Below are 26,434 nucleotides of genomic sequence, written 5' to 3'. Positions count from 1 at the left end.
GAAGCAGCGGCGGGCCGGGGCGCACGGCGCCGGGCCGGTGGACGCGGCGACCGCGCAGGCCGTCGCGGACGCGCCGCCCGAGACGCAGGCGCCGCCCGCGCCCGGCAGCCCTTCGTGGTGGCGGGACCCGCTCACCAAGGACGGCCCGGCGGGTGGGCAGGCGGGCCGCACCGGGTATCTGTGGGGGCCCGCTGACACGCCGTCGTACGCATACGAAGGGGCAGCGGCGGGTGCGTACGACAGGACGGGTGCGTATGACAGGACAGGTGCGTACAGCAAGGCCGGTCCGGCCGCGGGGGATTCGGGGGCCTCGGCGGTGCCGGAGACGCGGAAGCGGCGGCGGCCGGCGCGGGCGCGGTCGATCGGCGGGCTGACGTTCCTGCTGGCGCTGGTGGCGGGCGCGGTGGCCGCGTCGCCGTCCTGGCACGGCGGCTCGCTGCCCGCGAGCCTGCAGGCGGGGTTGGCGGCCGCGCTGGTGGTCTTCGGGCTCGGCATGGTGCTCAGCGCGTGGCTGGGCCGGACCGGTGGCGGCACGGTCTTCATGGTGGTGGTCACCGCCCTGCTGCTCGGCGCGACCACCGTCCTGCCGCGCAACATCACGACCGACTGGGACACCCGCACCTGGCCGCCGTCGACGGCGGCCGCCGTCCGGCCCACGTACGAACTGGGCGCGGGCCGCGGTCACCTGGACCTCAGCGGGCTGCGCCTGAAGGAGGGACAGACGGTCCGGACGCACGCCGAGGTGGGCGCCGGACTGCTGCGGGTGACGCTGCCGGAGGGCGTAAGGACGCGCGTACGGGTCGACGTCGGGCTCGGCGACATCCAGCTGCCGGGCGAGGCGGCCGGCGACATCGACGTCTCGCCCGACCGGACGCGGACCGTCACGCTGCCCGCGCACGGCCTGAAGAAGGGCGAGCGGCCGCACGGCACGCTCGACCTGCGGCTGGAGGTGGGGGTCGGACAGGCGGAGGTGGACTACGTGGGGGCGACACCGGAGGCACCCGAGGCGCCGGCGAAGCCGGCGGCCCCGGCTCATGAGGAGGTGGCCGACCGTGCTGCGGCATGAGTTCCGGCCCGCCCGGCTCGTCACGGGCCTGACCGCGCTCGGCATCGGCGGCGTCTACGCACTGGACGCCGCCGGCCGGATCGACGTGCCCGGCGCCTGGCCGCTGATCGCGCTCCCCGCCGGTCTCTTCCTCTCGGGCGGCGTCTCGGCGCTGTACGGGCTGGCGCGCCGCCGGCGGGGCGCGGAGCTGCCGCCGCCGGAGGAGCGGCCGGTCGCCGATGAGCCGCCGGTCAGCCGATGAGCCGGCGGCCGAAGCGGCGGCGGCGCTTGGCGTAGAGCGCGTCGAGGGAGAGGTACGGCGTGCCGGCCAGGATCAGCGGCAGCCACGCCATCAGGTACGCCAGGTCGTTGCCGAAGTAGTACGGCGTGGTCGACCAGCTGACGGTCAGCCAGAAACTCAGTGAGATCAGCGCGCCGCCGGTCGCCGCGAGCCGGCCGAGGATGCCGAGCAGCATGCCGATGCCGACCGCCAGCTCGCCCGCCGCGATGACGTAACCGAAGACCGCCGGGCTGTGCAGCGCCAGGTCGACCAGTTGCGGCACGCCGGCGGAGGGCCGGGACTGCCGCATCAACTCGCCGATCGAACCGGTCCCGGAGGCCGCGAAGAAGCCCGGCTCGGTGAGCTTGTCCAGGCCCGCGTAGACGAAGGTCACGCCGAGGAAGATCCGCAGCGGCAGCAGCGCGTACCGCGCGAGCGAGCCGCGCAGGCCCCCGGGGCCCGCACCGCCGCCGTTTCCTCCGTGGCCGACCGCGAGCGATCTGCCCGTGTGCACCATGATGTCCTCCCGCCTCTGCGTCGCCGCCCGGCGCGGACGATTCTGCCCACGGGCGGGCGTTCGAAGACTGATACGGGCCGGGCGTCACAGAACATTCAACGTCAGCGGGCGGCACCAGGGTGCGCGCCGCACCCGTACATCACTCCCGGATGATCAGCGGGGACGCCGCTCACTCCTGGATGAACAGCGGATACGCGGCGGATTCGACGCCCGCCGCCGTGATGACGCGTACCTCGGCGCGGCCCGGCTCCACGTCGGCCGGTACCGGCACGATCAGCGCGCCGTCCGCCGGGTTCGCGAAGCCGCCGGGGACCGGCACCAGCGGGACGTGCACATCCACGTCCCCGATGCGGACGACCGTACGGGCCAGCCGGTGCGGCGGCTGGGCGCCCGGCGGGACGAAGCCGCTGCCGCGGATCTCGATGTCGTCGCCGGTGCGGACCGGCCCGTCCAGGCCGCCGATCTCCCGGGCCCGTACGACGGACAGCACGACCGGGCGGGCGCCCTCCGCGTACTTGCCCGCCAGGTACATCGCCGCGCTGACCGCGGCCAGCGCCACCAGCCCCCACGGGAGGTCCGGGAGCCGGTCCGGCGCGGTGCCGAGGCGGACCGCGGCGAAGACCACGGCGACCGCGTTGAGCAGGACGTACTGCGCGTCCGCGAAGCTGCCGCGGCCGGCGTCGTCAGTCAGCAGGTCCCCGGCGCGCGGGTACTCGGCGGGCACCTTCTGCTGGCGCCCGGCGGCGAGGCGTACGGCCACCAGCCGGGCGGCAACGGCCGCCGCCGCGCAGGCCAGCGCCACGACGGTGAGCAGCCCGGCACCGCGCGCGAGGTCGAGCCCGGCCAGCAGGCGGCGGCGCCCGGCGGCGTCCGGGGCCAGCGCGAGCCTGGTCGCGAACATCAGTACCGCCCAGCCGACGGGCAGCAGCCAGGCGGCGGCGACCGTGCGGGAGGTGGACAGGCGGCCGTCCTCGCCGGTGACGGGCGCGAGGAGGCCGCCGTGGGCGCGGTGCCGCCACGCGAGCGCGGTGAGCAGCGCGGCGAGGACGACGGCGGCGGCCAGCGCCGCGGTACGGGCGTCGGTCCAGCCGGCGCCGATCGCGGTGAGCGCCTGGCCGATGAGCAGCGCGGCGACGGCGCCCCACAGGACGAGCGGGGTGCGGCGCCAGAGCGTCCCGCGCCGGGCGCGGCCTTCGGCGGCGGCGCGTTCGGCGACCGTACGGGCCGATTGGGCCAGCTCGTCGGAGATCCACTGGCGGGCGGCGCCTGCGGAGTGGGCGAGCGCGGCCGGTACGCCGCGCCCCGCGGCGAAGTCCTCGCGCAGCGCGAGGAACGCGGCGACCGCCTGCCGGTGCCCCGTCCGAGCGCCCTGCGGACAGTCCCCGCAGCCGCACTCGATGCGGGCCCCCGTCTCCGTACTCGTACTCGCGCTCCCACTCGTACTCGTACGCGTATCCGCCCCTGCTCCCGCCGCCGCGTCCACCGACACTTCCGTACCGCCCGCTACCCGTAGTCGCCGTCACGCTCCCTGATGGCAGCGATGGCTGCGCATTGTGCCGAGGGGCGGGGTCGGGCGCCAACCGCGCTGTTCCGGGGCGTGCGGGAGGCCCCGCTCGGCGCCGGCTCGGGCCGTCAGCCGAAGAGATCCGGCTCGTCGCGGCTGATCTGCTGGAACAGCGGCTGGTAGTTGATCCACGCCACCAGATCGCTGCCGAGCTGCTCGCGGGTGCGCAGCGCGCTGCCGTGATCGATCAGTACGGGCTTGCCCGCGGCCTTCGCGGCGAGCTGCACCTGGCAGGAGCGCTCCATGGTGAGGAACCACCAGGCCGCGGCGTCCACGGAGTCGCCGACCGTCAACAGCCCGTGGTTGCGCAGGATCACCGCCTTGCGCGGCCCGAGGGCTGCCGCGATCCGCGCACCCTCCGCCTCGTCCACGACGACCCCCGTGTACTCGTCGAACACCGCGTGATCCTCATAGAACGCACAGACATCCTGCGTGATCGGCTCCAGCAGCTCGCCGAGCGCGGCCAGCGCCCTGCCGTACGTGGAGTGGCTGTGCGCCGCGGCGACGACGTCGGGGCGGGCGGCGTGGATCTGCGCGTGGATCGCGAACGCGGCCTGGTTGACGTGGTGGCGGCCCTCGACGACCTGCCCCTCGCGGTTGACGAGGAGCAGGTCGCTCACGGTGATGTGCCGGAAGGACATCCCGAAGGGATTCACCCAGAAGCAGTCGGTGAACTCCGGGTCCCGGGCGGTGAGGTGGCCCGCCACGCCCTCCTCGAAGCCGTACCGGCCGAAGAGCCGCAGCGCCGCGGCGAGCCGCTCCTTGCGGTACCGGCGCTCCTCCTCGACGGTCGCGTGCGTCGGCGGCATCGCGAACTGGAGCCGGTCGGTGGGTATCGGCGTCGGTTCGGGCATGGCTGTTCTCCCTCGTGTGTGACTCGCACGGGAAGCTACGCCGGGGCAGGTGAAGAGACCAGACACGGTACGGGCGGTTGCCGTGGAGGTGGTGTGAACCTCTCCCACCCGCTCCTGCCGACCGGACAGCGGCTCGTTACTTCTCTTCGTCCTGACCGCTCATCAGGCGGACGCCGCGGAGCAGCGCCGAGTGGTCCAGGTCCCCGTCGCCGCGGGCCACCGCCGAGGCGATGAGCTGGGCCGCGGTGGCGCCGACGGGCAGCGTCGCGCCGACCGTGCGGGCGGCGTCCGTGACGATGCCCATGTCCTTGTGGTGCAGCGCGAGCTTGAAGCCGGGGCGGTAGTCGCCCGCGAGGAAGTTCGCCTTCTTCCGGGTCAGTACGGCCGAGCCGGCGAGCCCGCCGTTCAGCACCTCCAGCGCGGCTTCCAGGTCCACGCCGGACTTCTCCAGGAAGCCGACGGCCTCCGCGCACGCCTGCAGGTTGACGGCGACGATCAGCTGGTTGGCGGCCTTGACGGTCTGCCCGGCGCCGTGCGGGCCGCAGTGCACGATCGTTTTGCCCATCGCTTCGAGCACCGGCTTCGCCGCGTCGAAGTCCGCCTGCTCGCCGCCGACCATGATCGAGAGCACGCCCTCGATGGCACCGGCCTCACCGCCGGACACGGGCGCGTCCAGCACCCGCACGCCGTGCTCCTTGGCCCGCCCGGCCAGGTCGATCGAGGTCTGCGGCGTGATCGAAGACATGTCGATCAGCAACGCACCGTCCTTGGCGTGCGCAAGAATGCCCTCATCCCCATACGCGACCTCTTCGACCTGCGGCGACGCGGGCACCATCGTGATGACCACGTCGGCTCCCCGGACCGCCTCGGCGATGCTGCCGGCCTCCGTACCGCCGGCCTCGACCAGCGCGCCGGCCTTCCCGGGGCTGCGGTTCCACCCGCGGACGGTGTGCCCGGCCTTCGCCAGGTTGACCGCCATCGGGCTCCCCATGATCCCGAGACCGATGAAACCGATGGTGCTCATTGCTTACGCCCCACTCACTTCCGCATAGCGGATGATTGCTGCCGCAGTACGGAATTAATCTTCCGCTCCGGGACGCGAGGCGTCAACCGTTACCGGCGGCCATGGAGCGTAGTGAGATCGATGCCGACCGGGAAGGGGAGCGCCGACTTCAGTCGATCGTGATGGATCCCGGAAGCCAACTGGGAAAGGGGTCGTCGGTAGGCATCTCAGCCGTCAGAGGTTGCCGATCCCCGACAGGTCGATACCGATGTCGAAGGGGGCGGCAAGCTTCAGCTGATCACGGTGCACACCCGAAGGACAGTACGTGCGGCCCTCGCGATCGAGTTCGAAGGTGTGCACGACCGGGCGGCCGTCCGTACCGGCCTTCTCGACCCGCCAGAAGTACGGGATTCCGGCGCCCGCGTACTTGTGCGGCTTGGTGTCGCGGTCCCGCGCCTCGGATTCCGGGGAGACCACTTCGACGGCGAGCATGACGTCCCGGGCCTGGAAGTGGGCCTGGTCGTCGTTCCGTAGCGCCACGGCTCGCACGACGGAGATGTCCGGCTCCGGCCCGTTTCGCTTGTCGATGGCCACGGCCATCTCACGCACGACCAAGAGCTCAGGCGGCACAGTGCGGCGCAGCCCGTTCACAAGAAAGTCGATCACGACGCTGTGGAAGTAGCGCTGCGGACTCACGAAAATCAGGCTCCCGTCGAGCAGCTCGGTGTGCGGCGGGAGGTCGGGCAGCGTCAGCAGGTCGTCCACGGTGTAACCGTCCTGCGGCGGCACCGGCCAGTGGTGCTCGGTCTCGGCGGTCATGAGTCCTCCCATGGACGGGATTCTGGGCCGTGCCGTCAGCGTACCCAGCACATACGCCGACGCCGCCACTCAAACGAATGAGCGACGGCGTCGGCGTTGACCGGGAGTGTGCCTACAGCAAGGTCACTCCCACTCGATCGTGCCCGGGGGCTTGCTCGTGACGTCGAGGACTACGCGGTTGACGTCCGCGACCTCGTTGGTGATGCGGGTGGAGATGCGGCCCAGTACGTCGTACGGCATGCGGGTCCAGTCCGCCGTCATCGCGTCCTCGGAGGAGACCGGACGCAGGACGATGGGGTGGCCGTACGTGCGGCCGTCGCCCTGGACGCCGACCGAGCGGACGTCCGCGAGGAGGACGACCGGGCACTGCCAGATGTCGCGGTCCAGGCCCGCCGCGGTGAGCTCCTCGCGGGCGATCGCGTCGGCCTCGCGGAGGAGGTCGAGGCGCTCGCGCGTGACCTCGCCGACGATGCGGATGCCGAGACCGGGGCCGGGGAACGGCTGGCGCTGGACGATCTCGTCGGGCAGGCCCAGCTCGGAGCCGACCATCCGGACTTCGTCCTTGAAGAGCTGACGGAGGGGCTCGATCAGCTTGAATTCGAGGTCTTCCGGCAGGCCGCCCACGTTGTGGTGGGACTTGATGTTGGCCGTGCCCGTGCCGCCGCCGGACTCGACGATGTCCGGGTACAGCGTGCCCTGGACGAGGAACTCGACCGGCTCGCCCGGGTCCGCCTCGGCGATGATCTCGGCCTGGGCCTGCTCGAAGACCCGGATGAACTCGCGGCCGATGATCTTCCGCTTCTCCTCGGGGTCGGAGACCCCGGCGAGCGCTGACAGGAAGCGCTCGGAAGCGTCGACGACCTTGAGCTGGACGCCCGTCGCCGCGACGAAGTCCTTCTCGACCTGCTCGGTCTCGTCCTTGCGCATCAGGCCGTGGTCGACGTACACGCAGGTCAGCTGGTCACCGATGGCCTTCTGGACGAGGGCAGCGGCCACCGCGGAGTCCACGCCACCGGACAGGCCGCAGATGGCGCGCTTGTTGCCCACCTGCTCGCGGATCGCGGAGACCTGCTCCTCGATGATGTTGCCCATCGTCCAGTTGGGCTCGATGCCCGCGCCGCGGTAGAGGAAGTGCTCCAGTACCTGCTGGCCGTGCGTGGTGTGCATCACCTCGGGGTGGTACTGCACGCCGTACAGCTTCTTCTCGTCGTTCTCGAACGCGGCGACCGGGACGACGTCCGTGGACGCCGTGACCGTGAAGCCCTCGGGAGCGGCGGAGCAGGCGTCGCCGTGCGACATCCACACCGACTGCTCGACCGGGGTGCCCTCGAAGAGCGTGGAGGCGGGCTTGGAGACGGCCAGCGGCGTGCGGCCGTACTCGCGGGCACCGGTGTTGTCGACCGTGCCGCCGAGCTTGACGGACATCAGCTGGAAGCCGTAGCACATGCCGAAGACCGGGACACCGGCCTCGAACAGGGCGCGGTCGAGGCTGGGGGCACCTTCCTCGTACACCGACGACGGACCGCCGGAGAGGATGATCGCCGCGGGGTTCTTCGCGAGCATCTCCTCGACCGGCATGGTCGAGGGCACGATCTCGCTGTAGATCCGCGCCTCGCGGACGCGGCGGGCGATGAGCTGGGCATACTGCGCGCCGAAGTCGACAACGAGGACGACATCCGGGGCGGCGGCGGGGGGCGCTGCTGACACTTCGGCGGCCTTCCGGCGGTGGTGGAGCGGAGGGGTTGGACTTTCGATTCTACCGGGCACATACTGAGCCCCATGTTCACGCAGCTGACCTTCGTCTTTACCTATGGCACCGGCCCGTCCGGCTGCCATGGTCGCGCTGCATGAACCGCTGAAAAGCGACAAGCGACTTCCCAGGCGCCCCGGGCCGTACAGGCCCGGGGCGCTGGTGTTTTCCCGTCCGGGCGGTGCGGCCCCGGGGCCTTCAGACCCCAGGAGACGGACATGAGCAGCAACGCACAGGCGGCAGTGAGCACGACCACGACCGTGACCGAGCACACGCCCACGGCCACGCCCACGGCGACCGGGGCGGTGGCCCGGCCGCGCCCGGAGACCGGCGCGCGGACCGAGGAGGCCGCCGCCGTGATCGGCGACGCGCGCCGGCGGATCGACGACCTCGACGGCCGGATCATCGGCCTCGTACAGGAACGGATGGCCGTCTCGGCGGTCATCCAGAAGGAACGGATCGCGTCCGGCGGCCGCCGGGTGAGCCTCTCCCGCGAGATGGAGGTCCTGGAGCACTTCCGGGACCAGCTGGGCCGGCCCGGCACCGCGCTGGCCATGACGCTGCTGGAGCTGTGCCGCGGGCGCATCTGAGTTCGGGCGGCGCCTCACCCGTACGAGGTCCGGGCGGCGCCTCACCCGTACGGACCGTGACCGGGCGGCGCGGGGCTTCGTTGTTCCCGGTGCCACGCCAGCCAGGCGCGGCCTGCAGGACTACGCGTAGACGCCGCCCCGTGGGCGGGAACGCCGAAGCGATGAGACGCCGTCCGGGTTGAAGCGGACGGCGCCGTGGGACCTCGCTGCGGTGCTGTGGCCGGTCGGCAGGGGACAGCAGCCCGGTCACATCCGATGGGGCGGTCGGCCCCGGGGACGCCTGGGGCCGACCGCATCCGGTCGAAACGGTTGCGCCGGATGAGGCGTATCCAGCACGATGCATGAAGAGCCGATTACCTCGTATCGAGGCGGCTTCCGACACTGCCATTGGTCTACACCAGCAGAGCTTCAGAGGACCAAGAGCACCAGCAGAGCCTCATAGGCGCCCCTCCCCCCGGGCGCCTTCCTTCGGCGCCGCCGCTGCCCTGACGACGGCGCCGAGCAGCAAGGGCCCCGCGGTCGCCCGCACCCCCTCGCGGACGGCACCTCGGGGCCCTTCGCTCTGCGCGGGCGGACATCGCCCGCTTCCCCTTCCGCAGATATGTGCAATCTCGCGTGCAACCTTTGCGCCAGGTGGCTGGTCATTTACTCGTAAACGCACGGCCATACCGCGCCCCACCGCGACGGCCCCGCTACCGATTCGTGCCTCCCCCTCGGCACTTTGGACCCACGAAGAGGTCTTGACACGATGAAGCTTCGCCGTGCACTGACGGCTGCCGCCGCGACGGCCGTCATCGCCCCTGCCGCGCTGCTCGCGGCGCCGGCCGCGTACGCGACGGACGAGAACCCCAGCCCGACCGCGTCCGCCCCGGAGTCGGCGGCGCCCAGCGAGAGCGCCTCCGAGACGCCGCCGCCGAGCGAGACGCCGACCGAGACGCCGAGCGAGACGCCTTCGGAGGGCACCGAGCCCACCGGGCCGACGACGGAAGAGCCCGCGCCCAGCACCTCGGCACCGGACGACGAGGCTCCCACCGAGGAGCCCTCCGCCACCCCGCCCACCACTCCCTCCGAGGACCCCACCGACGAGCCCTGCAATGAGGAGGAGTCGGAAAAGGCGGCGATCACCACCACCCTGCGCGGCCTGCCCAGCAAGATCGTGGCCGGCTCGGGCTGGCACAGCCTCACCTTCCGCACCACCAACGTCTCCGAGCAGACGATGAAGTCCGCCGACGCCTACGTCATGCTGTCGGCCATCGACAACGAGGACTTCGACGACGTCTCGAAGCTGCTGACCGTGCAGTGGTACGACGAGGACGCCGGCACCTGGCAGAACGTCGACGAGTACGGCTACTTCGCCTCCGTCGCCGACCTGGCACCCGGTGAGTACGCCGACGCCAAGCTGCGTCTGAAGGTCGACGCGAAGACCCCGGGCAGCTACGGCTTCGCCTTCGCCATCGGCGCGTACCAGAACGAGGACAACGACTGCGGTTACTCCGAGGGGTCGGAGTACGAGTTCGACATCCTGGTCGCGGGCAGCGACACGGGCACCGTGCCGCCGGCCAAGCCGCAGCCGAGTGACAAGAAGCCGAACAAGCCCGCTCCGCAGGGCGGCATGAAGGAGATCCCGGTCACCGGCAAGCTCGCCGAGACCGGTTCGTCCTCGGCGCTGCCGACGATCGCGGCGGTCGCCGGGGTCACGATGGCCGTGGGTGCGGGGGCGATCTTCGTCGTGCGTCGTCGTCGGACGGATGGCGCTGCCGCGTAACACCGGTAACGCCGGTCATGCCGGTTGAGCTATGAGGGGCCGCGCCTGGTTCGCCGGGTGCGGCCCCTCCTCGTACCGGTCAAAGATGTCCTCAAGCGCCGGACGGGCTGGATTTTGGCACCTTCGGTACCGGGACGAACGGCAGCTTCAGTGCCGCGAATGCCTTTTCCGGGACCGTCGGGTGCTGCGGCTCGACCGGGGTCAGGCGCTGGTACGGGCGGCCAGGGGCCGGGCGCGGGTCGGTCTCGCCCTTGTTCGGCCAGAAGGACATGGCGCGTTCGGCCTGGGCCGTGATGGTCAGGGACGGGTTGACGCCGAGGTTCGCGGAGACCGCCGAGCCGTCGACGACGGAGATGCCCGGGTGGCCGTAGAGGCGGTGGTACGGGTCGATGACGCCGTGGTCCGCGTCCTCGCCGATCGGGCAGCCGCCGAGGAAGTGCGCGGTCAGCGGGGTGCCCATCAGCTCGCCGACGTTGCTGCCGGGGAAGCCGTTGATGTCCTCGGCGATCAGCGTGGCGGCCTCGGCGGCGGCCGGTATCTGCGCCGGGTTGGGCGCGCCGTGGCCCTGTCGCGCGGTGAGCAGGCCCTTGCCGATGCCGCCCGGCTTCCGGTACGTGGTCAGGGAGTTGTCCAGGGACTGCATGACCAGGCCGATGATGGTCCGCTCCGACCAGCGGCGGTTGGAGAGGGAGCGCAGCGAGAGCACGGGGTGGCGCGCCGACTTGGCGAGCCAGCCGAGGACGCGGGCCGCGGCGCCGTCCCGTACCGGGACCTGGAAGAGCGACAGGCCGCCCATCGCGTTGGAGCCCTTGCCGTAGCGGACCGGTTCGATGTGGGTGTCGGCGTCCGGGTGGATGGAGGACGTGATCGCCACGCCGCGGGTGAAGTCGACCTTCTTCTCGCCGGTCCGCTTGCGGTAGCGGCGGTTGTCGGTGAGGGCGCCCACCAGGGCCTCGGAGTTGGTCCGGGTCAGCTCGCCCAGCTTGGGCGAGAGGTGGGGCAGCAGGCCGGTGTCCTTCATTTTGTGGAGGAGGGTCTGAGTGCCGTACGTGCCTGCGGCGATCACGACCCGGCGCGCCGTGAAGGTGCGGCCCTTGCCCTTGCGCTTGTCGTCGGTGGGCAGGGTCTTGACCGCGAAGCCGCCGCGGGAGTCCTCGGTGAGGGCGACGACGGAGGTCATCGGGTGGATGACCGCGCCGGCCTGCTCGGCGAGGTGGAGGTAGTTCTCGGTGAGGGTGTTCTTCGCGCCGTGCCGGCAGCCGGTCATGCACTCGCCGCACTCGGAGCACGCCTTGCGGGAGGGGCCCGCGCCGCCGAAGTACGGGTCGGGCACCTCGCCGCCGGGCGCCGCCTTCGTCGTGCCGTCGGCGTCCTTGCCGTCGCCGAAGAAGACGCCGACCGGCGCCATGTGGAAGGTGTCGCCCACGCCCATCTTCTCGGCGGCGGCCTTGAGGTGGACGTCGGAGGGGGTCAGGGTCGGGTTCAGGCGTACGCCGAGCATCCGCTGGGCCTGGTCGTAGTACGGCTTGAGCTCGTCCTGCCAGTCGGTGATGTGGCCCCACTGCTGGTCGTCGAAGAACTGCTTGGGCGGTACGTAGAGGGTGTTGGCGTAGTTGAGGGAGCCGCCGCCGACCCCGGCGCCTGCCAGGACCATGACATTGCCGAGCAGGTGGACGCGCTGGATGCCGTAGCAGCCGAGGGCCGGTGCCCAGAGGTAGTTGCGGATGTCCCAGGAGTTCTTCGGCAGCGTCTCGGGGGTGAAGCGGCGGCCGGCTTCCAGTACGCCGACGCGGTAGCCCTTTTCGGTGAGGCGGAGGGCGGATACGGAGCCGCCGAAGCCGGAGCCTATGACGAGGACGTCGTAGTCGTAGGACGGCTCGCTGGTCCGGGCCTGCGGGGCCTGGTTCTGGGCAGAGTTCTCCCCTGGCATCGGCGCTCCTCGGAGTGTGCGGGTCGGGGCTGGGGTGTCAGCGGAGGCGGAAGGCCTTCATGGCCTTCAGGCTCAGGGACATGAAGGCGGCGTACTTTTCGTCGTCCATGCCGAAGGACGGGGCCAGCGGCATGACGCGCTGGTGTGCGACGGTCTGCGCCTCGGTGTACTTGAGGATGCCCTCGGAGCCGTGGCGGCGGCCGAGGCCGGAGTCGCCCATGCCGCCCATCGGGGACTGGACGCTGCCGTAGCCCGCGGCGTAGGACTCGTTGACGTTGGCGGTGCCGGTGTTCAGCCGGGCGGCGACCTTGCGGCCGCGCCGGCCGTCCTTGGTCCAGACGCTGGAATTCAGGCCGTACGGCGTGGCGTTGGCGAGCGAGATCGCCTCTTCCTCGTCGCTGAAGCGGTAGAGCGAGACGACCGGGCCGAAGGTCTCCTCGTTGCAGACGGCCATCGGGGCCTGGACGCCGTCGAGGATGGTGGGCTCGTAGAAGAGCGGGCCGATGTCGGGGCGCGGCTTGCCGCCCGCGAGCAGCTTGGCGCCCTTGGCGACGGCCTCCTCGACGTGCCGGGTGACGGTCTCCAGCTGGCGCTCGCCGACGAGGGAGCCCATCTCGGCGCCGTACGCGAGGGCGTTGCCCAGCCGCATGGCCTTCGTACGGGCGGCGAAGCGCTCGGCGAACTCGTCGGCGATCGACTCGTGGACGTACAGCCGCTCGATGGAGATGCACAGCTGGCCCGCGGAGGAGAAGCAGCCGCGGACGGCGCCGGCCGCCGCCTTGTCGATGTCCGCGTCGTGCAGCACCAACATGGCGTTCTTGCCGCCCAGTTCGAGCGAGCAGCCGACGAGGCGGGCCGCGGCGCCCTGGGCGACCTCGCGTCCGGTGCGGGTGGAGCCGGTGAAGGAGACGTAGTCGGCGTGCTTGACGACCTCGGGGCCGACGACCGGCCCTTCACCGATCACGACCTGCCAGACCTCCGGCGGCAGGCCCGCCTCGATCAGCTGCTCGCGCGCCCACAGGGCGGTCAGCGCGGTCTCGGTGTCGGGCTTCATGACGACGGCGTTGCCCGCGACGAAGGCCGGCAGGGCGTCGCCGACGGAGAGCTCGAAGGGGTAGTTCCAGGGCGCGATCTGGCCCACCACGCCCTTGGGCCTGCGGAGTTCTGTGACCTTGGTGAGGGTGGGGACGACGCCGGTGTGGCCCTTGGGCTTGAGGTACGCGGGGGCCTTGCGGCCGTAGTGCCGGGCGGCGACGGCGACCGCCTGGATCTCCTCGTGGGCGTGCAGCCGGGCCTTGCCGGTCTCCAGCTGGATGAGGTCCAGCACCTCGGCCTGGCGCTGCAGTACGAGGTCGTGGAAGCGGAGCAGGATCGCGGCGCGCTTGCGTACCGGGGTGGCCGCCCACTGGCGCTGTGCCACGCGGGCCCGCTCGAAGGCGTCCGCGACGTCCTCGGGGGTGGATTCGGGCAGCTCGGCGAGGACCTCGCCGGTGAACGGCGTGTGGTTCGCCGTACTGCCGCTGCCGACCACGCCACGGGTGAGGCGGGCGACCAGGTCCTTGGTGACCACGTCGGCGGCGGTGCGGCTGCCCGCGGCGGCGGAGGCGACCGGGTTGCCGTCGGCGGGGGCGGTCTGTGCGGTGTCCAGCGAGTCCGTCATGGCGCCGAGGGTATGCCTCCGGACACGCTTTGTGTACCCGGCAGTAATGAGTTTTCACCGGCTGCCCACAATTACGCCAGTGATCACTGGCCAGGACGCTGCTGTACAGCGGATTCGTCCACCGGCGACCGGCGGACGCTCAGTCGGTCAGCGGCGGGCGCAGCGCCCGGAAGGTGGCCAGCGCGGTGTCGAAGTGTCGTTTCGCCACGGCCCGGTCGCCGGCCGGCGCGGAGATCCACACGTCGTACATCCGGCCCCCCTCGTCCCAGCTGAGGTCATAGGTGCGGCGCGGGCCGCCGTCCTCGGGCCCGCCGTCCCAGGTGAACTGCCACAGCGCGGCCCGGTGGCCCCGGTGGGTGGTGGCGGTGACCTCGCCGTCCCGGTAACCCCGGTAATTCTGCGGCCCGTTGATGTGCGCGTCGCGCATCGTGCCCAGCGGTCCGCCCAGCTGCGGCGGCTGCACATGAATGCCCAGCCGGAACCGCCGGCCGGCGGAGTAGTAGTACACCCGCGGCTTCTCGTAGGAGCGCGTGAACCCGGCCGGCACGGCGAGGGCGAAGCCCTGCGGGTCGCGGACGGTGGCGTACCCGGCCGGGGCGGTGGCGCTCGGCCCCGGGCTCCCGGACGCCGTCGGGGACGGGCGCGGGGAGTGCGTGGCGGGCGCGTTGCCGTCGTCCGCGCCCCGCCCGTTCAGCACCAGCGCCGCGATCCCGGCGCCCGCGGCGGCCAGCGCCAGGGCGGCCGTCACGGCGAGCAGGACATTGCGTACGTTCCGGGCGCGTCCGGTGTGCGGGCGCGCGGCGGCGGCCAGCGCCCGGCCGTCCAACGCGTCCCGGAGCGGCGCCGACTGCCGGGCGGGCCCGGTGAGTAAGGGCGGCCGCTCCTCGGGGGTGAGCGCGGCGCCCGGCTCCGGCATCCGGCCGGTCTGGAGGTAGCCGCGCAGCAGCCGCTCGGTGGCCGCGACGGTCAGCCGGCGCTCCGTGTCCCGCTGCAGCAGCCCGTCCACGACCGTGTACAGCGGCCGGGCCGCCTCGGGGATACGGATGTCGTCGGAGACGACGGCGTGCAGCACGCCGCCGATGGAATCGCGGTGGAAGGGCGTCTCGCCGCCGCTCAGCACCGCGCACAGCAGCACCCCGAGGGACCACAGATCGCCCTCGGGCCCCGTGCCGCGGCCCGCCATCCGCTCGGGCGCGGTGTACTCGGGCGAGCCGACGAACGCCCCGGTCTCGGTCAGCGTCGTGGCACCCGGCACCTGCGCGATGCCGAAGTCGGTGAGGACCACCCGGCCGGTGCCCGCCTCCAGCAGCACGTTGGCGGGCTTGATGTCGCGGTGCAGTACGCCGCTGGCGTGCGCCACGCGCAGCGCGCCGAGCAGCGCGACGCCGATCCTGGCCGCCTCGCGCGGCGAGAGCGGCCCGCCGCTCGCCAGCCGGTCGGCCAGCGAGCCGCCGTCCACCAGCTCCATGACCAGCCACGGGCGCTCGTCCTGCATCACCACGTCGTGCACGACGATCACGTTCGGATGCTTGATCTGCGCGACCGTACGGGCCTCACGCAGCATCCGCTCGCGCTGCACACCGGCGTCGGCGTCGTCCGGGTCGTCGTCGAGGTTCAGCTCCTTGACCGCGACCTGCCGGCCCAGCAGTTCGTCACTGGCCCGCCAGACCGTGCCCATGCCGCCGCGGCCGAGCCGGCCCGCCAGCCGGTACCGGCCGGCGATCAGGCGGCCGTGTCCCCCGAAGCTCCCCATGGAGGCCATCTTGCCCCACGGTCACCGAAGCGGAAGGAGCGGGCCGAAGGCCCTGGCCCCCTGTCGCCGCACGGCCCCGAAGTGATCAACTGTCGATATGGAGGCAGTCGTTACCAGCGTGGTGGCCGTGGCCGGCACGCTTCTCGGAGCCGGCATCACCCACTTCTTCCAGCGCCGGGAGACCGAGCGCAGCCACGCCCTCGCGCGCGACGAGAAGCTGCGCCAGGAGCGCATCGACGCCTACTGCGCGTACGCGGGCACGCTGCTGGAGTACCGCCGGGTACTGGTCCACCGCTGGTTCGTGCTGCACGACGAGGACCGCTGCGACGAGGACAGCCCCGCACTGCGCGAGGAGCAGTACAAGACCCGGTACGCCGCGCACGAGGCAATGTTCCGCGCGCAACTGGTCAGCGACGACGCCGAGGTGGTGGAGCTGACCGAGCGACTGCTGGCGGACGTGACGGAATTGCACTGGGTGGACGGCCGGGACGAGCTCACCGAACTGCGCGCCCGCACCCGGCAGGAGATCCGCGACTTCGTCACGGCGGTCGCGCGACGGGTGCGCTGAACGGCCCCGCGGCGGGTGCGCCGAACGATGCCCGGCGGGGCCGAGGGACCCGGGGGCACGCGACACACAGGGGTGGAACCTCCGCGCGTACGCCCGCCGTCCTTGAACAATGACAGGGACGGCGATCGGGGGTCGGTCATGGTGATGCAGGACGGCGGGCTGCTCGATGTGCGGCCGGGCGCCGACCCCGGCCGGGCGGCGCCCGAGCACAGCGGCGCCTACCTCGCGGCCGGACTGGCCCTCGGGCTGTACGCGGGCGCGCTCGTCGCCTGGGTGGTGACCGGCGTGGCCGACGCCCGGGTGGGCCCGCTGGACTTCGTCGAGGGCCTCTTCAACCCGCTGGCGGGCCCGCTGGGCGCCCTGGGACCGCAGGAGTGGGCGCTCGCGGTGGCGCTGGCGGCAGTGGCCGGCGCGGCGCTGGCGCAGCGCACCCTCGCCCGCCCGGCCGCCCTGCTGCTCGCCTGCCTGGTACTGGCCCGCTCGCTGCGCGAGGGCATCGGACTGCTGCACCCCGGCTACCGCTCCGCGTACAGCTTCGAGGCGATGGGCGGCTGGACGCTGGCCACACATGTGCTCGGACTGCTGGCCGCGGTGGTCGCGCTGTGCGTCCTGCTGCCGGCCCGCGCGGAGCCCAGGCCGGCCGCCGGATCCTGGTGGCCCGGTCGGCTCTCGCGGGTCTGCGGGGTGCTCTTCCTGCTGGCCGGGCTGGTCGAGGCGGCCTGGACGGTGCGGCTGCTCACCGTCGGCACCAAGGGGGCCGGGGACTGGCTGGCGGGCGCCGTGGACGCGGCCGTGCTCCCTTCGGCGGACGCGCCGGTCACCGGGCCCGGCTTCGCCGCACTCGCCGGGATCGCCGGCTGGCTGGTGGTCGGCGCCCTGGCGCTGCGCGGGCGGCGGGACGTGCGCGGCGCGCTGCTCGTCTTCGCCGCGATGCAGCTCTACCTCACGGTGCGGACGGTGGTGGGGTACGCGGTCACCGACGCCTTCAGCGCCGGGACGCGGAGCGCCGAGGGGACGCTGGACCTGGCCACCACCGCGTACTTACTGGCCGCGATGACCTCCGTACTGGTACTCACCACGGGGCGCGCCTTCAGCCCGTGCCAGGGCAGCACGCACTCCTGGACGCGCACCCGCCCGGAATGAGGATTCCACTCCCGGTGGCAGGCATTCCGTACGGAAACACCACAGGCGGCCGTCGCGTGTGGGGGTCGCGGCGGCCGCCGGTGTGAGCTGCACCGCGTGGACGGCTTGTGGCCTCTTCAGTGGTGCAGCATGAAGAGCACTCTGCCCGCGGGTGCCGTCCCGCGGCATCCTCCGCAGGTCGCGTGCGACCCCCGCCCGACGGCGGGGGTGGCACCCCCCGCCGCGCGGAGTCGGTACGGCACGACAGGAAGGGGCGACCGGTGATCCGTGTCGCTGTGGTGGACGACGAACGGCTGGTGCGGTCCGGGCTGCGGATGATCCTGGGCACCGCCCCGGACGTCCAGATGGTCGCGGACTGCAGCGGCGCGACGGCCGTGGAAACGGTCCGGCGCAGCGCGGCGGAGGTCGTGCTGCTCGACATCCGCATGCCGGACGTCGACGGTCTGACCGTACTCCGCGGCCTGCGCGCCGCCCCGGAGCCCCCCGCCATCGCCATGCTGACCACCTTCGACGCGCAGGAGTACCTGACCGCCGCGCTGCGCGAGGGCGCGGCCGGCTTCCTGCTGAAGGACTCCGATCCGGAACAGCTCATCCGCGCGGTGCGCACCCTCGCGGCGGGCGGCAGCGTGCTGGACCCGGGCGTCACCCGCGCCGTCATCGGCGGCTACCTGAACGCCGGGACCCAGGCGGCGGCCGCCGAGGCCGTACGCGCCCTGACACCCCGGGAGTCGGAGGTACTGGCGCTGCTCGGCGAGGGCCTGGGCAACGCGCAGATAGCCGCCCGGATGGGCCTCGCGCCCAGTACGGTCAAGGACCACGTGAGCGCCCTGCTGGGCAAGCTCGGCGGCATCAACCGGGTACAGGCGGCGATCGTCGCGGACCGCGCGGGCCTGGTCACGGGAGGCCCCAGATGACCCCGGCCACCGCACCCACGGAAACGACCCCGGCGACGGAAGCCGAGACACCGGCGACCCGTCCACCGGCGGGCACCCGCGCGGCCCGGCTGCGGCACCGCGCCGTCCTCCTCGTCCCCGCCCTGCTCGGCATCGCCGACTCCTTCCTCGTCAACGACGTCGACCAGCCCCTGGAGCTGGGCGTCTCCCTGCTCGCCGCGCTCGCCCTCCTGCTGCGCCGCCGGCTGCCGCTCACCGTCTTCCTGGCGACACTGCCGGGCCTGTACATCGGCTACATCTGGTTCGCCCCGATGATCGCCCTCTACACGGTCGCCGCGCTCCGGCCGGGCCGCGCCCGCCTCGGCTACTGCGCGTTCCTGCTGATCGCCGCGCACTTCTTCCCGTACCCCATCTCCGACCTGGAGATCACCGCGTACCGCGAGAACACCCTGGTACTGATCGACGCGTCGGTCACCTCGGCCGGGCCGATCGGCCTGGGCCTGCTGGTCCGCACCCGGCGCGAGCTGGCGGCGCGCGTCGCGGAACTCACCCGCAGCCTGGAGCGGGAGGACCGGCTGATCGCGGACCGGGTACTGGCAACGGAACGGGCCCGGCTGGCCCGCGAGATGCACGACGTGGTCGCCCACCAGGTCAGCCTGATCAGCCTGCAGGCCGGGGCGCTGCAGGTCGCCTCGGAGGACGCCGCGGCGCGGGACGGGGCGCGGACCATCCGGCAGCTGTCGGTGCGCACGCTGGAGGAGCTGCGGCACATGGTCGGCATCCTGCGTGCCGCGGGCGGCGGCCCGCGCGAGGCGGCTGACGACGCGGCGCAGCCGGACCTCGCGCCCCAGCCGGACCTGGCCGAACTGCCGCGGCTGATCGAGATGTCGGCGCTGGACGTGACGTACGAGAACGGGGTGGACGGGGACGCGCCCACGGACCGGACGGTGGAGCGGGCGGCGTTCCGCACGGTGCAGGAGGCGCTGACCAACGTCCGCAAGCACGCGCCGGGCGCGCGGGTGCGGGTCCGGGTCGCGCAGCCGCGCGCGGCGGACGCGGGGCTGCTGGTGGAGGTGCGCAACGGGCCACCGGACGACGACGCCGACGCGCCCCGGCTGCCCGGCGGCGGCCACGGCCTGGTCGGCCTGCGGGAGCGCGCACAGAGCCTGGGCGGCACGCTGGAAGCCCGCCCCACACCGGACGGCGGCTTCGTCGTACGAGCGGAATTTCCGCGCCGGGTGGCTTGAGGGGGGCGGGTGACGCGGCTTGGGGCTGCGGGGTGCGGGGCTGGCGGGCGCCTGGGAGGGGCGGGGCTTGGTGGGCGGGCGGGGGGAGTTGTCAGACCCTGCCGCTACTGTGTTGAGAAGGGGACCTCGTGCTCCCCCCATGGGGGAGAAGGCGGGGGAAACGGTACGGCGGAGCGGGCCAGCCGAACGGGTCGTGGGCGAGCGGCGACAGGCAGCGAGCGGTCAAGCGGCGAGCGGTCAGGCGCGGGCAAGCAACGAGCGATCAGGCGGAGAGTGGTGCCGCCGCCTCGTCGACGGCCGTGGCCACGTCCGGGTACACCTCGAAGAGCCGGCGCACGCCGAGCGCCGCGAGTACACGGTTCACGTGCGAGCCGTCCACCGCGCCCTGCGCCGGCAGGATCAGCCGCAGCCGTCCCTGGCACGAGCGCATCAGCCGGCGCGCGGCGATCAGTACGCCGACGCCGCTGGAATCGCAGAACTGCACGCCCGACAGGTCGAGCACCACACTGCGGCGCCCCTCGGCGACCGCGTCGTGCACGTGCTGGCGCACCGAGGGAGACGTGACCAGATCCATCTCACCGGAAACCTGCAGTACGGCCCAGGGCCCCTGCTCGTCTTCTGCCACCTTCAACGTCACGCGCTCGAAGCCTTTCGCTCGCTTTCGGACCGGACGCCTCCGGAGGCCATCCGGAACGCACCCTTCCCAGCTTCGGCTGCCCGGCCTCGGTCCCCTGAAACTCGTAAGAATTCCGCGCGCAACAGGCTGCCAGTACCCAGGCTATGCCCTGGATCATCGGCTTTTCTCTCCGCACCCGGTCACACACGAATAACGTGCGCGCAAAAACGGGCATGAACAGTCTGAATCAGTCGAGTTCTGACCGATAGGTCAATCAGAAAGTGACGGGACCTATACCATCCGCAGTCGCCGCACGGCTCGTTTTGCCGTAAAGGAAGGTGCGCCGACGGACCGGAGCACTACATTCGATGGCACGGTGGACGCACGACGGACTCTGTGACGACGGACTTCGGTGCCGGCGGGCACAGCGGCGGCGGAGAAGGGGGGCCGTGGATGGTGAACGAAGCGCCACCGCGCTGGGACAGGCGGATGCAGCAGCGGCTCGCGCGCGGCGAAGCGGCCGCGCTCGGAGAGCTGTACGACCGTTTCGCTTCGCTCGTGCACAGCCTCGCGCACCGCGTCCTGGAGGACGAGGCGGCGGCCGACCGGATCACCCGCGAGGTCTTCGGCTACATATAGGAGAACCCCGACGCGTACGACCCCAAGCAGGGTTCGCTGCGCTCGTGGGTCGCCACGCTCACCCACCGGCAGGCCGTGCACCGGCTGCGCCAGGCCGAGGCCGCCTCCGCGCTGGACTGCGGTGCGGACGCGCCCGCACCGGCCGAGATCGAGCAGAAGATCAACGCCGCCTCGACCGCGGCCCGCGCCGACTACATCGTCACGTCCATGCCGGCGCCGCTCCGCGCCGCGCTGGAACTGGCCTACTTCCAGCGGCGCGACTACCGCCAGACCGCCGCCGATCTCGGCGTCACCGAGGACGAGGCGCGCCGCCGGCTCCGGCTCGGCCTGCAGCTCCTCGCCACCGCGCACAACCACCAGGCGGGACCGCCCGCTCCGGGCCGCCCCGGCACGCCACCGCCGCCGGGCTCCGGATACGGGCGGGCGCTGTGAACGGCCCGGAGGACTGGGACCGCTACGGCCCGCAGGGCCCGGAAGAGCCCGGCCGCCCCTGCCCCGGCCGCGGCGAGCGCCCGCGCATACCGTCCCCGCGCCGCCCGGCCGAGGACCAGGGCCCGCTGCCGGACGTACGCCCGCCCCGGCCTGGCGAGAGCCCACCAGAGGACCCGCCGGAGGAGGAGCCGCACACGCCGGAGGAGCCGCGCACGCCGGAGGAGCGGCGCGCGTCGAAGGACCAGGAGGTACCGGAGGAAGGGGAGACGCCAGAGGTACCCGAGGAGCCGCGGACGCCCGAGCAACGGAGGACGTCCGAGGACGCCGCCACGGAGAAGGACGGGACAACGGACCAGGACCCCGCCGGCGCCGGCCGGCCCGAGCCGCCGCACGCGGTGCTCAAGTCGCTGCTGGGCGCCTGGGCGCTGGCCGCCTGCTCGCCCGAGGAGACCGCCGCCGTCGAGGCGCACCTCACGGACTGCGCCGCCTGTGCGGACGAGGCGCTGCGGCTGCGGGACGCCGTCGGCCTGCTGCACCCCGCCGACAGCCTGGACCTGGACCCGCTGCTGCGCAGCCGGGTCCTGGAGAACTGCCTGGGCCGCCGCCCCGCCCGTATCCCGGTGCCGGAGTGGGCGGGCCCGTACGACGCGGAGACCGCCAGACTGGACGCGCTGCTGCGGGACATGGGCGAGGCCGAGTGGCGGGCCCCGGTACGGCTGCGGTGGTTCGAGAACGACCGCGCGGCCGGCCGCACCACGACCGTCGCGGGCGTCATCGGCCATCTGATGTCCGTGGACGGCCTGGTCGCCACGGCCCTCGGGCTCACCGACCCGCTGGGCGCCGAGGTCCCGGAGGACTCCCCCAGCGATCCGACGGCCCGTACGCTCGCGTACTGGCGCACGGCGCTGCACGAGGAAGCCCCGCTCGCCACCCGCGAGCCCTGGCGCGAGCAGAGCCACGCGCTGATACGGACCGTGGCCTTCGCGGGCCGCGGGGTCGCCGAACTGGCCGTGCCCTACGGCGACTTCCGGCTGCCGCTGCGCGACTCCCTGCTGGAGCGCGCCTTCGAGTGCTGGGTGCACGCCGGCGACATCGCCGACGCCGTGGACTATCCGTACGAGGCCCCGGCCGCGCACCACATGCACGGGATGGTGGACCTCGCGGCGCGGCTGCTGCCGTCCGCGCTGGCGGTACGGCGCCGGGCGGGGCTGGCCGCGCCGCCCCGGCGGCTCGTCGAGGCGGGCACACCGGGGCGCACGCTGCACCTGGAGGTGGAGGGCAGCGGCGGCGGCCACTGGTACATCGCGCTGGACTCGCCCGGCGCGCTCGGCACACCGGACCGTACGGTCGCGCACATCGCGCTGGACAGCGTGGAGTTCTGCCAGCTGGCCGCGGGGCATGTCTCGCCGGAGGACGCGGCGGCGGGCCAGCACGGCGAGCGGGACGCGATCCGCGAGGTGCTCTTCGCGACGGCGTCGCTCTCGCGTCTCTGAACCACCGGGCGCGCCGGGGCAGCGGCGCCCCGGCGGTCAGCGGTCCGTCAGGCGAAGACGACCGTGCGGCTGCCGTTGAGCAGTACGCGGCGCTCGCTGTGCCACTTCACCGCGCGGGCCAGCGCCTGGCACTCCACGTCCCGGCCGATGGCGACGAGCTGGTCCGGGGTGACGTCGTGGCCCACCCGCGCGACCTCCTGCTCGATGATCGGGCCCTCGTCGAGGTCGGCGGTGACGTAGTGCGCGGTGGCGCCGATCAGCTTCACGCCGCGGGCGTGCGCCTGGTGGTACGGCTTCGCGCCCTTGAAGCTCGGCAGGAAGGAGTGGTGGATGTTGATGATCCGGCCCGACAGCTCCTTGCACAGGTCGTCGGAGAGCACCTGCATGTACCGGGCCAGTACGACCAGCTCGACCTGCTCGGCGCGGACCAGCTCCAGCAGCTGGGCCTCGGCCTGCGGCTTGTTGTCCTTCGTCACCGCGATGTGGTGGAAGGGGATGTCGTAGGAGGCGACCAGCTCGGCGAAGTCGGTGTGGTTGGAGACCACGGCCGCGATCTCCACCGGCAGCGCGCCGATGCGGGAGCGGAAGAGCAGGTCGTTCAGGCAGTGCCCGAACTTGGACACCATCAGCAGGACGCGCATCTTCTCGTCGCCCCGGTGGATCTGCCAGTCCATCTGGAAGGAGTCGCCGACCGCGGCGAAGCTGGCGCGCAGCTTCTCCAGCGTGACGGCGGTCTCGGCGCGGAAGTGGACCCGCATGAAGAAGAGTCCGGTGTCCCGGTCCCCGAACTGCTGGCTGTCCACGATGTTGCACCCGGTCATGAAGAGGTAGCTGGACACCGCGTGCACGATGCCCTGCTTGTCCGGGCAGGACAGCGTCAGGACGTACTGGTCGGAGAGGGCGGGCTGCGACTGGCTCATGAGGACAAAGGGTCGCACATTCCGGCCCGCCGGTCACCGTCCGCTCCCCGGTACCCGGCAGCGGGCACCGCCGGCGTGGCCGGGCTCACTCCTGCGGTTCCAGTCCCCTGGTGTGGATGGCCAGCACGTCGAGGGAGCGCGGGGCCGTGTCGGGGTCCTCGCCGTCGGCGGTCGCCATGCGGACGTGGGCGTCGCGCGCGGCCCGTACGGCCTCCGGCCAGCCGTGGTGCTCCAGGTAGGCGGTCACCGGGGCGTCCGCGCCGACCTGGTGCAGGATGCGCAGCACACGCAGTACGGCGACGTCGACCAGCGCGGCTTCCTGGGAGTCCCGGAATATCGTGCCGACGTACTTCTCGGCGGACCAGTTGTCCAGCCAGGTGTCCTCCACCAGCCGGTACACGGCGTCGGTCACGTCGCCGTAGCCGGGGAGGCCGGCGAGCCAGGTCTCCTGCTGGAAGACGGGGTCGGAAAGCATGTGCAGCGCCGAGCGCACATTGGCGCGCCAGCGCCACCACGGCATGTCATTGAGCGGCATGGCGCCCATGGTGGTCGAGCGGCGGCCGCGACGGGAAGACTTCTCCGAACCTTGCACAGCAATCGATCGTACGTTCTCGGCCACGGGGCGACCGTCCGGGGGCCCGGGGCCGGGTCGCCCGCGGAGACCCGCGGGCCGGCACCCGCCGCATAAGCGATCTTCGGACGCCCCTCCCCCGCTGTTCACCTTCGCGTCACTTTCCGTTACCCGGGCAGCACGCAGACGTTATGAACCGGCCGGAAGGGTGCGGGGACATGACCGGATGGCGACGTTCCTTTCCCCGCTCCTGCCACCGCGCCACCGTGATCCGCTCAGCGACGGCGGGTGCGGCGGCCATGGCCGCCCTGCTGACCGGCTGCGGCTCGCTCCCCGGGGCCGACGGGAACGCCGCCGGGGCCGACGACCAGGCCCCGCTCACCGTGATGACCTGGGCGCCCTCCGGCACGAAGGGCACGAACATGGCCGGAATGCCGGCCATGGCGGAGGCGTACGCGCGCTGGGTCAACGCCAAGGGCGGCATCGCCGGCCACCGGCTGAACGTCCTCACCTGCAACGAACGCAACGCATCGGTGGCCGCCGCGCGCTGCGCCCAGAAGGCGGTCGCCGCACACGCCGTCGCCGTGGTCGGTTCGTACAGCCGCCAGGGCCGCTCCTTCATGGGCCCGCTGGAGGCCGCGAACATCCCGTACATCGGGGGCTACGGCGTCTCCAGCGAGGAGTTCGACAGCCCGCTGTCCTACCCGGTCAACGGCGGCCAGGCGGCGCTGCTGGCCGGCAACGGGCGGCAGCTGGCCGCCGAGTGCAAGCGCGTCTCGCTGGTCCGCCCCGACACCATCCAGGGCGACCAGATGCCGCCGCTCCTCAACTCCGGGCTGGCCACCGGAGGCCGCGCGCCCGCGCACGACATCCGGGCGCCCGAGAACGCCACCGACTACACCGGAGCGGCGCAGAGCGCGCTGGACCAGGTCGGCGCCGACCCGGCGTTCTACGGGACGGCGGAGTTCGGCGCGCGCGCCAAGGGCGCCTGCGTGACCGCTGCTCTCGGCGAGCACACCGACACGTTCTTCGACTCCTTCCGGCGCCTCCAGGAGGACAACCCGAAGGTGCAGATGGCGTCCGTGCTCGGCAGCGTGAACCAGACGCTGGTGGACCGTACGGGCGGCAAGTCCAGCCCGCTGGAGGGCGCGCTGGTCACCGGCTGGTACCCGGACGCGCGCGACCCGCGCTGGAACCCCATGCGCGATGTGATCACCGAGCACGCCTTCAACGACAACCGCATCGACCCGGCCGACGCCGGCGTGCAGACCACGTGGATCGCCTACACCGTGCTGCGCGCGATGGTCGAGCAGGTCACCGAGGAGGGCAAGGACGTCACCGCGCGCTCGCTGCAGCAGGCACTGGACCGCGGCGACCGGGCCGTCGACACCGGCGGCCTGACCCCGAAACTGCGCTGGCGCTACGACGACATGCTCGCCGTGCAGTCCTTCCCGCGGATCGTCAACGCGATGGTGACCTACCAGGTCGTACGGGACGGCCGGCTGGTCACCACGCACTCCGGCTTCGCCAACCTGGCGAAGACGCTGGAGAAGCCGCGGGGGGACGCCTGAGGGGCCCTGGTCCGGCGCCGACGGGAGCCCGGCGCGGCTAGAGCTGCTCGGGGCTGTGCTCGGTCAGGCCGTACTTCTTCGCGATCGGGTTCCACCACTTCGCCGCCTGCTTCTTGGCCGTGGTGGCCTGTTCGCTGGCGGTGTTGCCCTCCACCGCCGCCTTCGTGCCGCGCGCCTTGCCCTTGTGGCAGCCCTTCTTGCCCGCGTGCGCGACCTGGTCGGCCCAGGTGGCGTAGTGGTTGTCGGCCGCAGCCGAGGACTTCCAGGCGTTGGTCAGCGCGGTGGTCAGCTCCACGTGGTCGGGCAGCTGGTCGGTGGAGAGCTTCCCGAGCCGGGTGACCAGGTCGTTCCGCTGCCCGGCCGCGTCCCGCAGGTCCTTGGCCGCCACGCCGAGCTTGGTGCAGGACTTGATGCTGCCGACCGCCCCGATCACCGCGGAACGGCTGTTGTTGCTGTCCTTGAGCAGCGCGTCCAGCTCCTTGGCCTGCGCCTCGGCGGGGTCCGCGGTCGGCGAGGGCTTCTCCCGCTTCACCGTGCCCGCCGACGACTTGCCGGCGTCCTTCTTCGCGCCGTCGTCGTCGCTGCCGCTGAGCGCGTAGCCGACGCCGAGCCCGGCGCCGACGCAGACCACCACGACCGCGCCGATGATCGCGGCGGGCGCGAGCTTGCGGCGCCGCCCGTCACCGCCGCCGTGGCCGTGACCGTGGCCGCCGGAGCGGCCCTCGGGCGGGTAGGGGCCCTGGGGCGTGAATCCGGACTGCTGCGGCGCGGGGCCGCCCGGCTGGTGCGCCGCGTGGCCGGGCTGCTGGGG

Annotated in this window: 22 protein-coding genes and 2 pseudogenes; 11 read left to right on the top strand and 13 right to left on the bottom strand. The window is 72.6% G+C overall.

What is annotated here, in order from left to right; translation table 11 throughout:
* The coding region (locus ABT381_RS24775; RefSeq protein ID WP_351598379.1) for a PspC domain-containing protein at positions 1-1,066 on the top strand (1,066 nt) is incomplete at its 5' end.
* On the top strand, positions 1,053-1,307 hold the full coding sequence (locus tag ABT381_RS24770; protein ID WP_351598376.1) for a hypothetical protein: 255 nt from the start codon (positions 1,053-1,055) through the stop codon (positions 1,305-1,307). The genes ABT381_RS24775 and ABT381_RS24770, both read left to right, overlap by 14 nt.
* On the opposite strand, the gene ABT381_RS24765 is transcribed toward ABT381_RS24770, so the two are convergent.
* The 6 genes from ABT381_RS24765 to guaA all read right to left on the bottom strand — a co-directional run bounded on the left by ABT381_RS24765 (position 1,297) and on the right by guaA (position 7,789).
* On the bottom strand, positions 1,297-1,842 hold the full coding sequence (locus ABT381_RS24765) for a DoxX family protein (protein ID WP_351598373.1): 546 nt from the start codon (positions 1,840-1,842) through the stop codon (positions 1,297-1,299). The two genes, ABT381_RS24770 and ABT381_RS24765, sit on opposite strands and share 11 nt — an antisense overlap.
* A 169-nt stretch (positions 1,843-2,011) precedes the next feature.
* A complete protein-coding gene (locus ABT381_RS24760) occupies positions 2,012-3,241 on the bottom strand; it encodes a hypothetical protein (protein WP_351598388.1) in 1,230 nt (409 codons plus the stop codon).
* Positions 3,242-3,474: 233 nt separating this feature from the next.
* Positions 3,475-4,326 carry a class II aldolase/adducin family protein gene (locus tag ABT381_RS24755; protein ID WP_351598371.1) on the bottom strand — a complete coding sequence of 284 codons (852 nt, stop codon included), beginning with the start codon at positions 4,324-4,326 and terminating at the stop codon, positions 3,475-3,477.
* 70 nt (positions 4,327-4,396) lie between these two features.
* Positions 4,397-5,284 (bottom strand): 2-hydroxy-3-oxopropionate reductase, encoded by an 888-nt coding sequence (locus tag ABT381_RS24750; RefSeq protein WP_351598369.1) that lies wholly within the window; start codon positions 5,282-5,284, stop codon positions 4,397-4,399.
* A 213-nt stretch (positions 5,285-5,497) separates the two neighbouring features.
* Positions 5,498-6,082 (bottom strand): Uma2 family endonuclease, encoded by a 585-nt coding sequence (locus ABT381_RS24745; protein ID WP_351598366.1) that lies wholly within the window; start codon positions 6,080-6,082, stop codon positions 5,498-5,500.
* 123 nt (positions 6,083-6,205) lie between these two features.
* Positions 6,206-7,789 carry a glutamine-hydrolyzing GMP synthase gene (guaA, locus tag ABT381_RS24740; RefSeq protein ID WP_351598363.1) on the bottom strand — a complete coding sequence of 528 codons (1,584 nt, stop codon included), beginning with the start codon at positions 7,787-7,789 and terminating at the stop codon, positions 6,206-6,208.
* Between the two features lie 261 nt (positions 7,790-8,050).
* Here guaA and ABT381_RS24735 point away from each other — a divergent pair, with 261 nt between their 5' ends.
* Both ABT381_RS24735 and ABT381_RS24730 read left to right on the top strand, forming a co-directional pair.
* Positions 8,051-8,422 (top strand): chorismate mutase, encoded by a 372-nt coding sequence (locus ABT381_RS24735; RefSeq protein ID WP_351598361.1) that lies wholly within the window; start codon positions 8,051-8,053, stop codon positions 8,420-8,422.
* Between the two features lie 748 nt (positions 8,423-9,170).
* Positions 9,171-10,187 (top strand): LAETG motif-containing sortase-dependent surface protein, encoded by a 1,017-nt coding sequence (locus ABT381_RS24730; RefSeq protein ID WP_351598358.1) that lies wholly within the window; start codon positions 9,171-9,173, stop codon positions 10,185-10,187.
* Positions 10,188-10,278: 91 nt separating this feature from the next.
* Here the strand turns inward: ABT381_RS24730 and ABT381_RS24725 are convergent, their stop codons facing one another.
* The 3 genes from ABT381_RS24725 to ABT381_RS24715 all read right to left on the bottom strand — a co-directional run bounded on the left by ABT381_RS24725 (position 10,279) and on the right by ABT381_RS24715 (position 15,530).
* Positions 10,279-12,117 (bottom strand): GMC oxidoreductase, encoded by a 1,839-nt coding sequence (locus ABT381_RS24725; RefSeq protein WP_351598355.1) that lies wholly within the window; start codon positions 12,115-12,117, stop codon positions 10,279-10,281.
* A gap of 37 nt (positions 12,118-12,154) precedes the next feature.
* Complete coding sequence (locus tag ABT381_RS24720; RefSeq protein ID WP_351598352.1) at positions 12,155-13,777, bottom strand: succinic semialdehyde dehydrogenase; 1,623 nt, start codon at positions 13,775-13,777, stop codon at positions 12,155-12,157.
* 139 nt (positions 13,778-13,916) lie between these two features.
* The gene (locus tag ABT381_RS24715) at positions 13,917-15,530 is read right to left on the bottom strand and encodes a serine/threonine-protein kinase (RefSeq protein WP_351598349.1); all 1,614 of its coding nucleotides are present in this window, start codon (positions 15,528-15,530) and stop codon (positions 13,917-13,919) included.
* A gap of 97 nt (positions 15,531-15,627) precedes the next feature.
* Between ABT381_RS24715 and kilB the strand changes: the two genes are divergently transcribed.
* The 4 genes from kilB to ABT381_RS24695 all read left to right on the top strand — a co-directional run bounded on the left by kilB (position 15,628) and on the right by ABT381_RS24695 (position 19,381).
* Positions 15,628-16,098, top strand: coding sequence for a plasmid transfer protein KilB (gene kilB, locus ABT381_RS24710; protein ID WP_351598346.1), 471 nt, complete (start codon positions 15,628-15,630; stop codon positions 16,096-16,098).
* Between the two features lie 138 nt (positions 16,099-16,236).
* Positions 16,237-17,241: a hypothetical protein gene (locus ABT381_RS24705; protein WP_351598343.1), complete on the top strand. Its 1,005-nt coding sequence runs from the start codon at positions 16,237-16,239 to the stop codon at positions 17,239-17,241.
* A gap of 260 nt (positions 17,242-17,501) precedes the next feature.
* The gene (locus ABT381_RS24700; protein WP_351598340.1) at positions 17,502-18,155 is read left to right on the top strand and encodes a response regulator; all 654 of its coding nucleotides are present in this window, start codon (positions 17,502-17,504) and stop codon (positions 18,153-18,155) included.
* Positions 18,152-19,381 carry a sensor histidine kinase gene (locus tag ABT381_RS24695; RefSeq protein WP_351598337.1) on the top strand — a complete coding sequence of 410 codons (1,230 nt, stop codon included), beginning with the start codon at positions 18,152-18,154 and terminating at the stop codon, positions 19,379-19,381. Before ABT381_RS24700 ends, ABT381_RS24695 begins: the two co-directional genes overlap by 4 nt.
* Positions 19,382-19,643: 262 nt before the next feature.
* Here ABT381_RS24695 and ABT381_RS24690 read toward each other — a convergent pair whose 3' ends face one another.
* The gene (locus ABT381_RS24690; protein ID WP_030254346.1) at positions 19,644-20,018 is read right to left on the bottom strand and encodes an STAS domain-containing protein; all 375 of its coding nucleotides are present in this window, start codon (positions 20,016-20,018) and stop codon (positions 19,644-19,646) included.
* A 432-nt stretch (positions 20,019-20,450) separates the two neighbouring features.
* Between ABT381_RS24690 and ABT381_RS24685 the strand changes: the two are divergent.
* A pseudogene (locus tag ABT381_RS24685) lies at positions 20,451-21,068 on the top strand (sigma-70 family RNA polymerase sigma factor).
* Positions 21,065-22,561, top strand: a complete 1,497-nt coding sequence (locus ABT381_RS24680) for a zf-HC2 domain-containing protein (protein WP_467754461.1) — start codon at positions 21,065-21,067, stop codon at positions 22,559-22,561. Before ABT381_RS24685 ends, ABT381_RS24680 begins: the two are co-directional and overlap by 4 nt.
* A gap of 47 nt (positions 22,562-22,608) precedes the next feature.
* Here ABT381_RS24680 and purU read toward each other — a convergent pair whose 3' ends face one another.
* Together purU and ABT381_RS24670 are read right to left on the bottom strand one after the other, a co-directional pair.
* A complete protein-coding gene (gene purU, locus ABT381_RS24675) occupies positions 22,609-23,481 on the bottom strand; it encodes a formyltetrahydrofolate deformylase (protein ID WP_351598333.1) in 873 nt (290 codons plus the stop codon).
* 85 nt (positions 23,482-23,566) lie between these two features.
* The gene (locus ABT381_RS24670) at positions 23,567-24,079 is read right to left on the bottom strand and encodes an SCO4402 family protein (protein ID WP_351598382.1); all 513 of its coding nucleotides are present in this window, start codon (positions 24,077-24,079) and stop codon (positions 23,567-23,569) included.
* Between the two features lie 191 nt (positions 24,080-24,270).
* On the opposite strand from ABT381_RS24670, the gene ABT381_RS24665 reads away from it, so the two are divergent.
* Positions 24,271-25,623, top strand: coding sequence for an ABC transporter substrate-binding protein (locus tag ABT381_RS24665; RefSeq protein WP_351598330.1), 1,353 nt, complete (start codon positions 24,271-24,273; stop codon positions 25,621-25,623).
* Between the two features lie 37 nt (positions 25,624-25,660).
* Here ABT381_RS24665 and ABT381_RS24660 read toward each other — a convergent pair.
* A pseudogene (locus ABT381_RS24660) lies at positions 25,661-26,434 on the bottom strand (hypothetical protein); the annotation flags it as partial.

This window comes from Streptomyces sp. NPDC000151, assembly GCF_040301705.1.
Classification (GTDB): Bacteria; Actinomycetota; Actinomycetes; order Streptomycetales; family Streptomycetaceae; genus Streptomyces.
This window is presented reverse-complemented; position numbering and strand designations above follow the sequence as displayed.

Excerpts from the sequence above, each read along its gene's own strand:
- ABT381_RS24765 (WP_351598373.1), bottom strand. The coding sequence starts at position 1,842 with ATGGTGCACACGGGCAGATCGCTCGCGGTCGGCCACGGAGGAAACGGC.
- ABT381_RS24750 (WP_351598369.1), bottom strand. The coding sequence starts at position 5,284 with ATGAGCACCATCGGTTTCATCGGTCTCGGGATCATGGGGAGCCCGATG.
- ABT381_RS24745 (WP_351598366.1), bottom strand. The coding sequence starts at position 6,082 with ATGACCGCCGAGACCGAGCACCACTGGCCGGTGCCGCCGCAGGACGGT.
- ABT381_RS24735 (WP_351598361.1), top strand. The coding sequence starts at position 8,051 with ATGAGCAGCAACGCACAGGCGGCAGTGAGCACGACCACGACCGTGACC.
- ABT381_RS24730 (WP_351598358.1), top strand. The coding sequence starts at position 9,171 with ATGAAGCTTCGCCGTGCACTGACGGCTGCCGCCGCGACGGCCGTCATC.
- ABT381_RS24725 (WP_351598355.1), bottom strand. The coding sequence starts at position 12,117 with ATGCCAGGGGAGAACTCTGCCCAGAACCAGGCCCCGCAGGCCCGGACC.
- ABT381_RS24720 (WP_351598352.1), bottom strand. The coding sequence starts at position 13,777 with ATGACGGACTCGCTGGACACCGCACAGACCGCCCCCGCCGACGGCAAC.
- ABT381_RS24715 (WP_351598349.1), bottom strand. The coding sequence starts at position 15,530 with ATGGGGAGCTTCGGGGGACACGGCCGCCTGATCGCCGGCCGGTACCGG.
- kilB (WP_351598346.1), top strand. The coding sequence starts at position 15,628 with ATGGAGGCAGTCGTTACCAGCGTGGTGGCCGTGGCCGGCACGCTTCTC.
- ABT381_RS24705 (WP_351598343.1), top strand. The coding sequence starts at position 16,237 with ATGGTGATGCAGGACGGCGGGCTGCTCGATGTGCGGCCGGGCGCCGAC.
- ABT381_RS24695 (WP_351598337.1), top strand. The coding sequence starts at position 18,152 with ATGACCCCGGCCACCGCACCCACGGAAACGACCCCGGCGACGGAAGCC.
- purU (WP_351598333.1), bottom strand. The coding sequence starts at position 23,481 with ATGAGCCAGTCGCAGCCCGCCCTCTCCGACCAGTACGTCCTGACGCTG.
- ABT381_RS24665 (WP_351598330.1), top strand. The coding sequence starts at position 24,271 with ATGACCGGATGGCGACGTTCCTTTCCCCGCTCCTGCCACCGCGCCACC.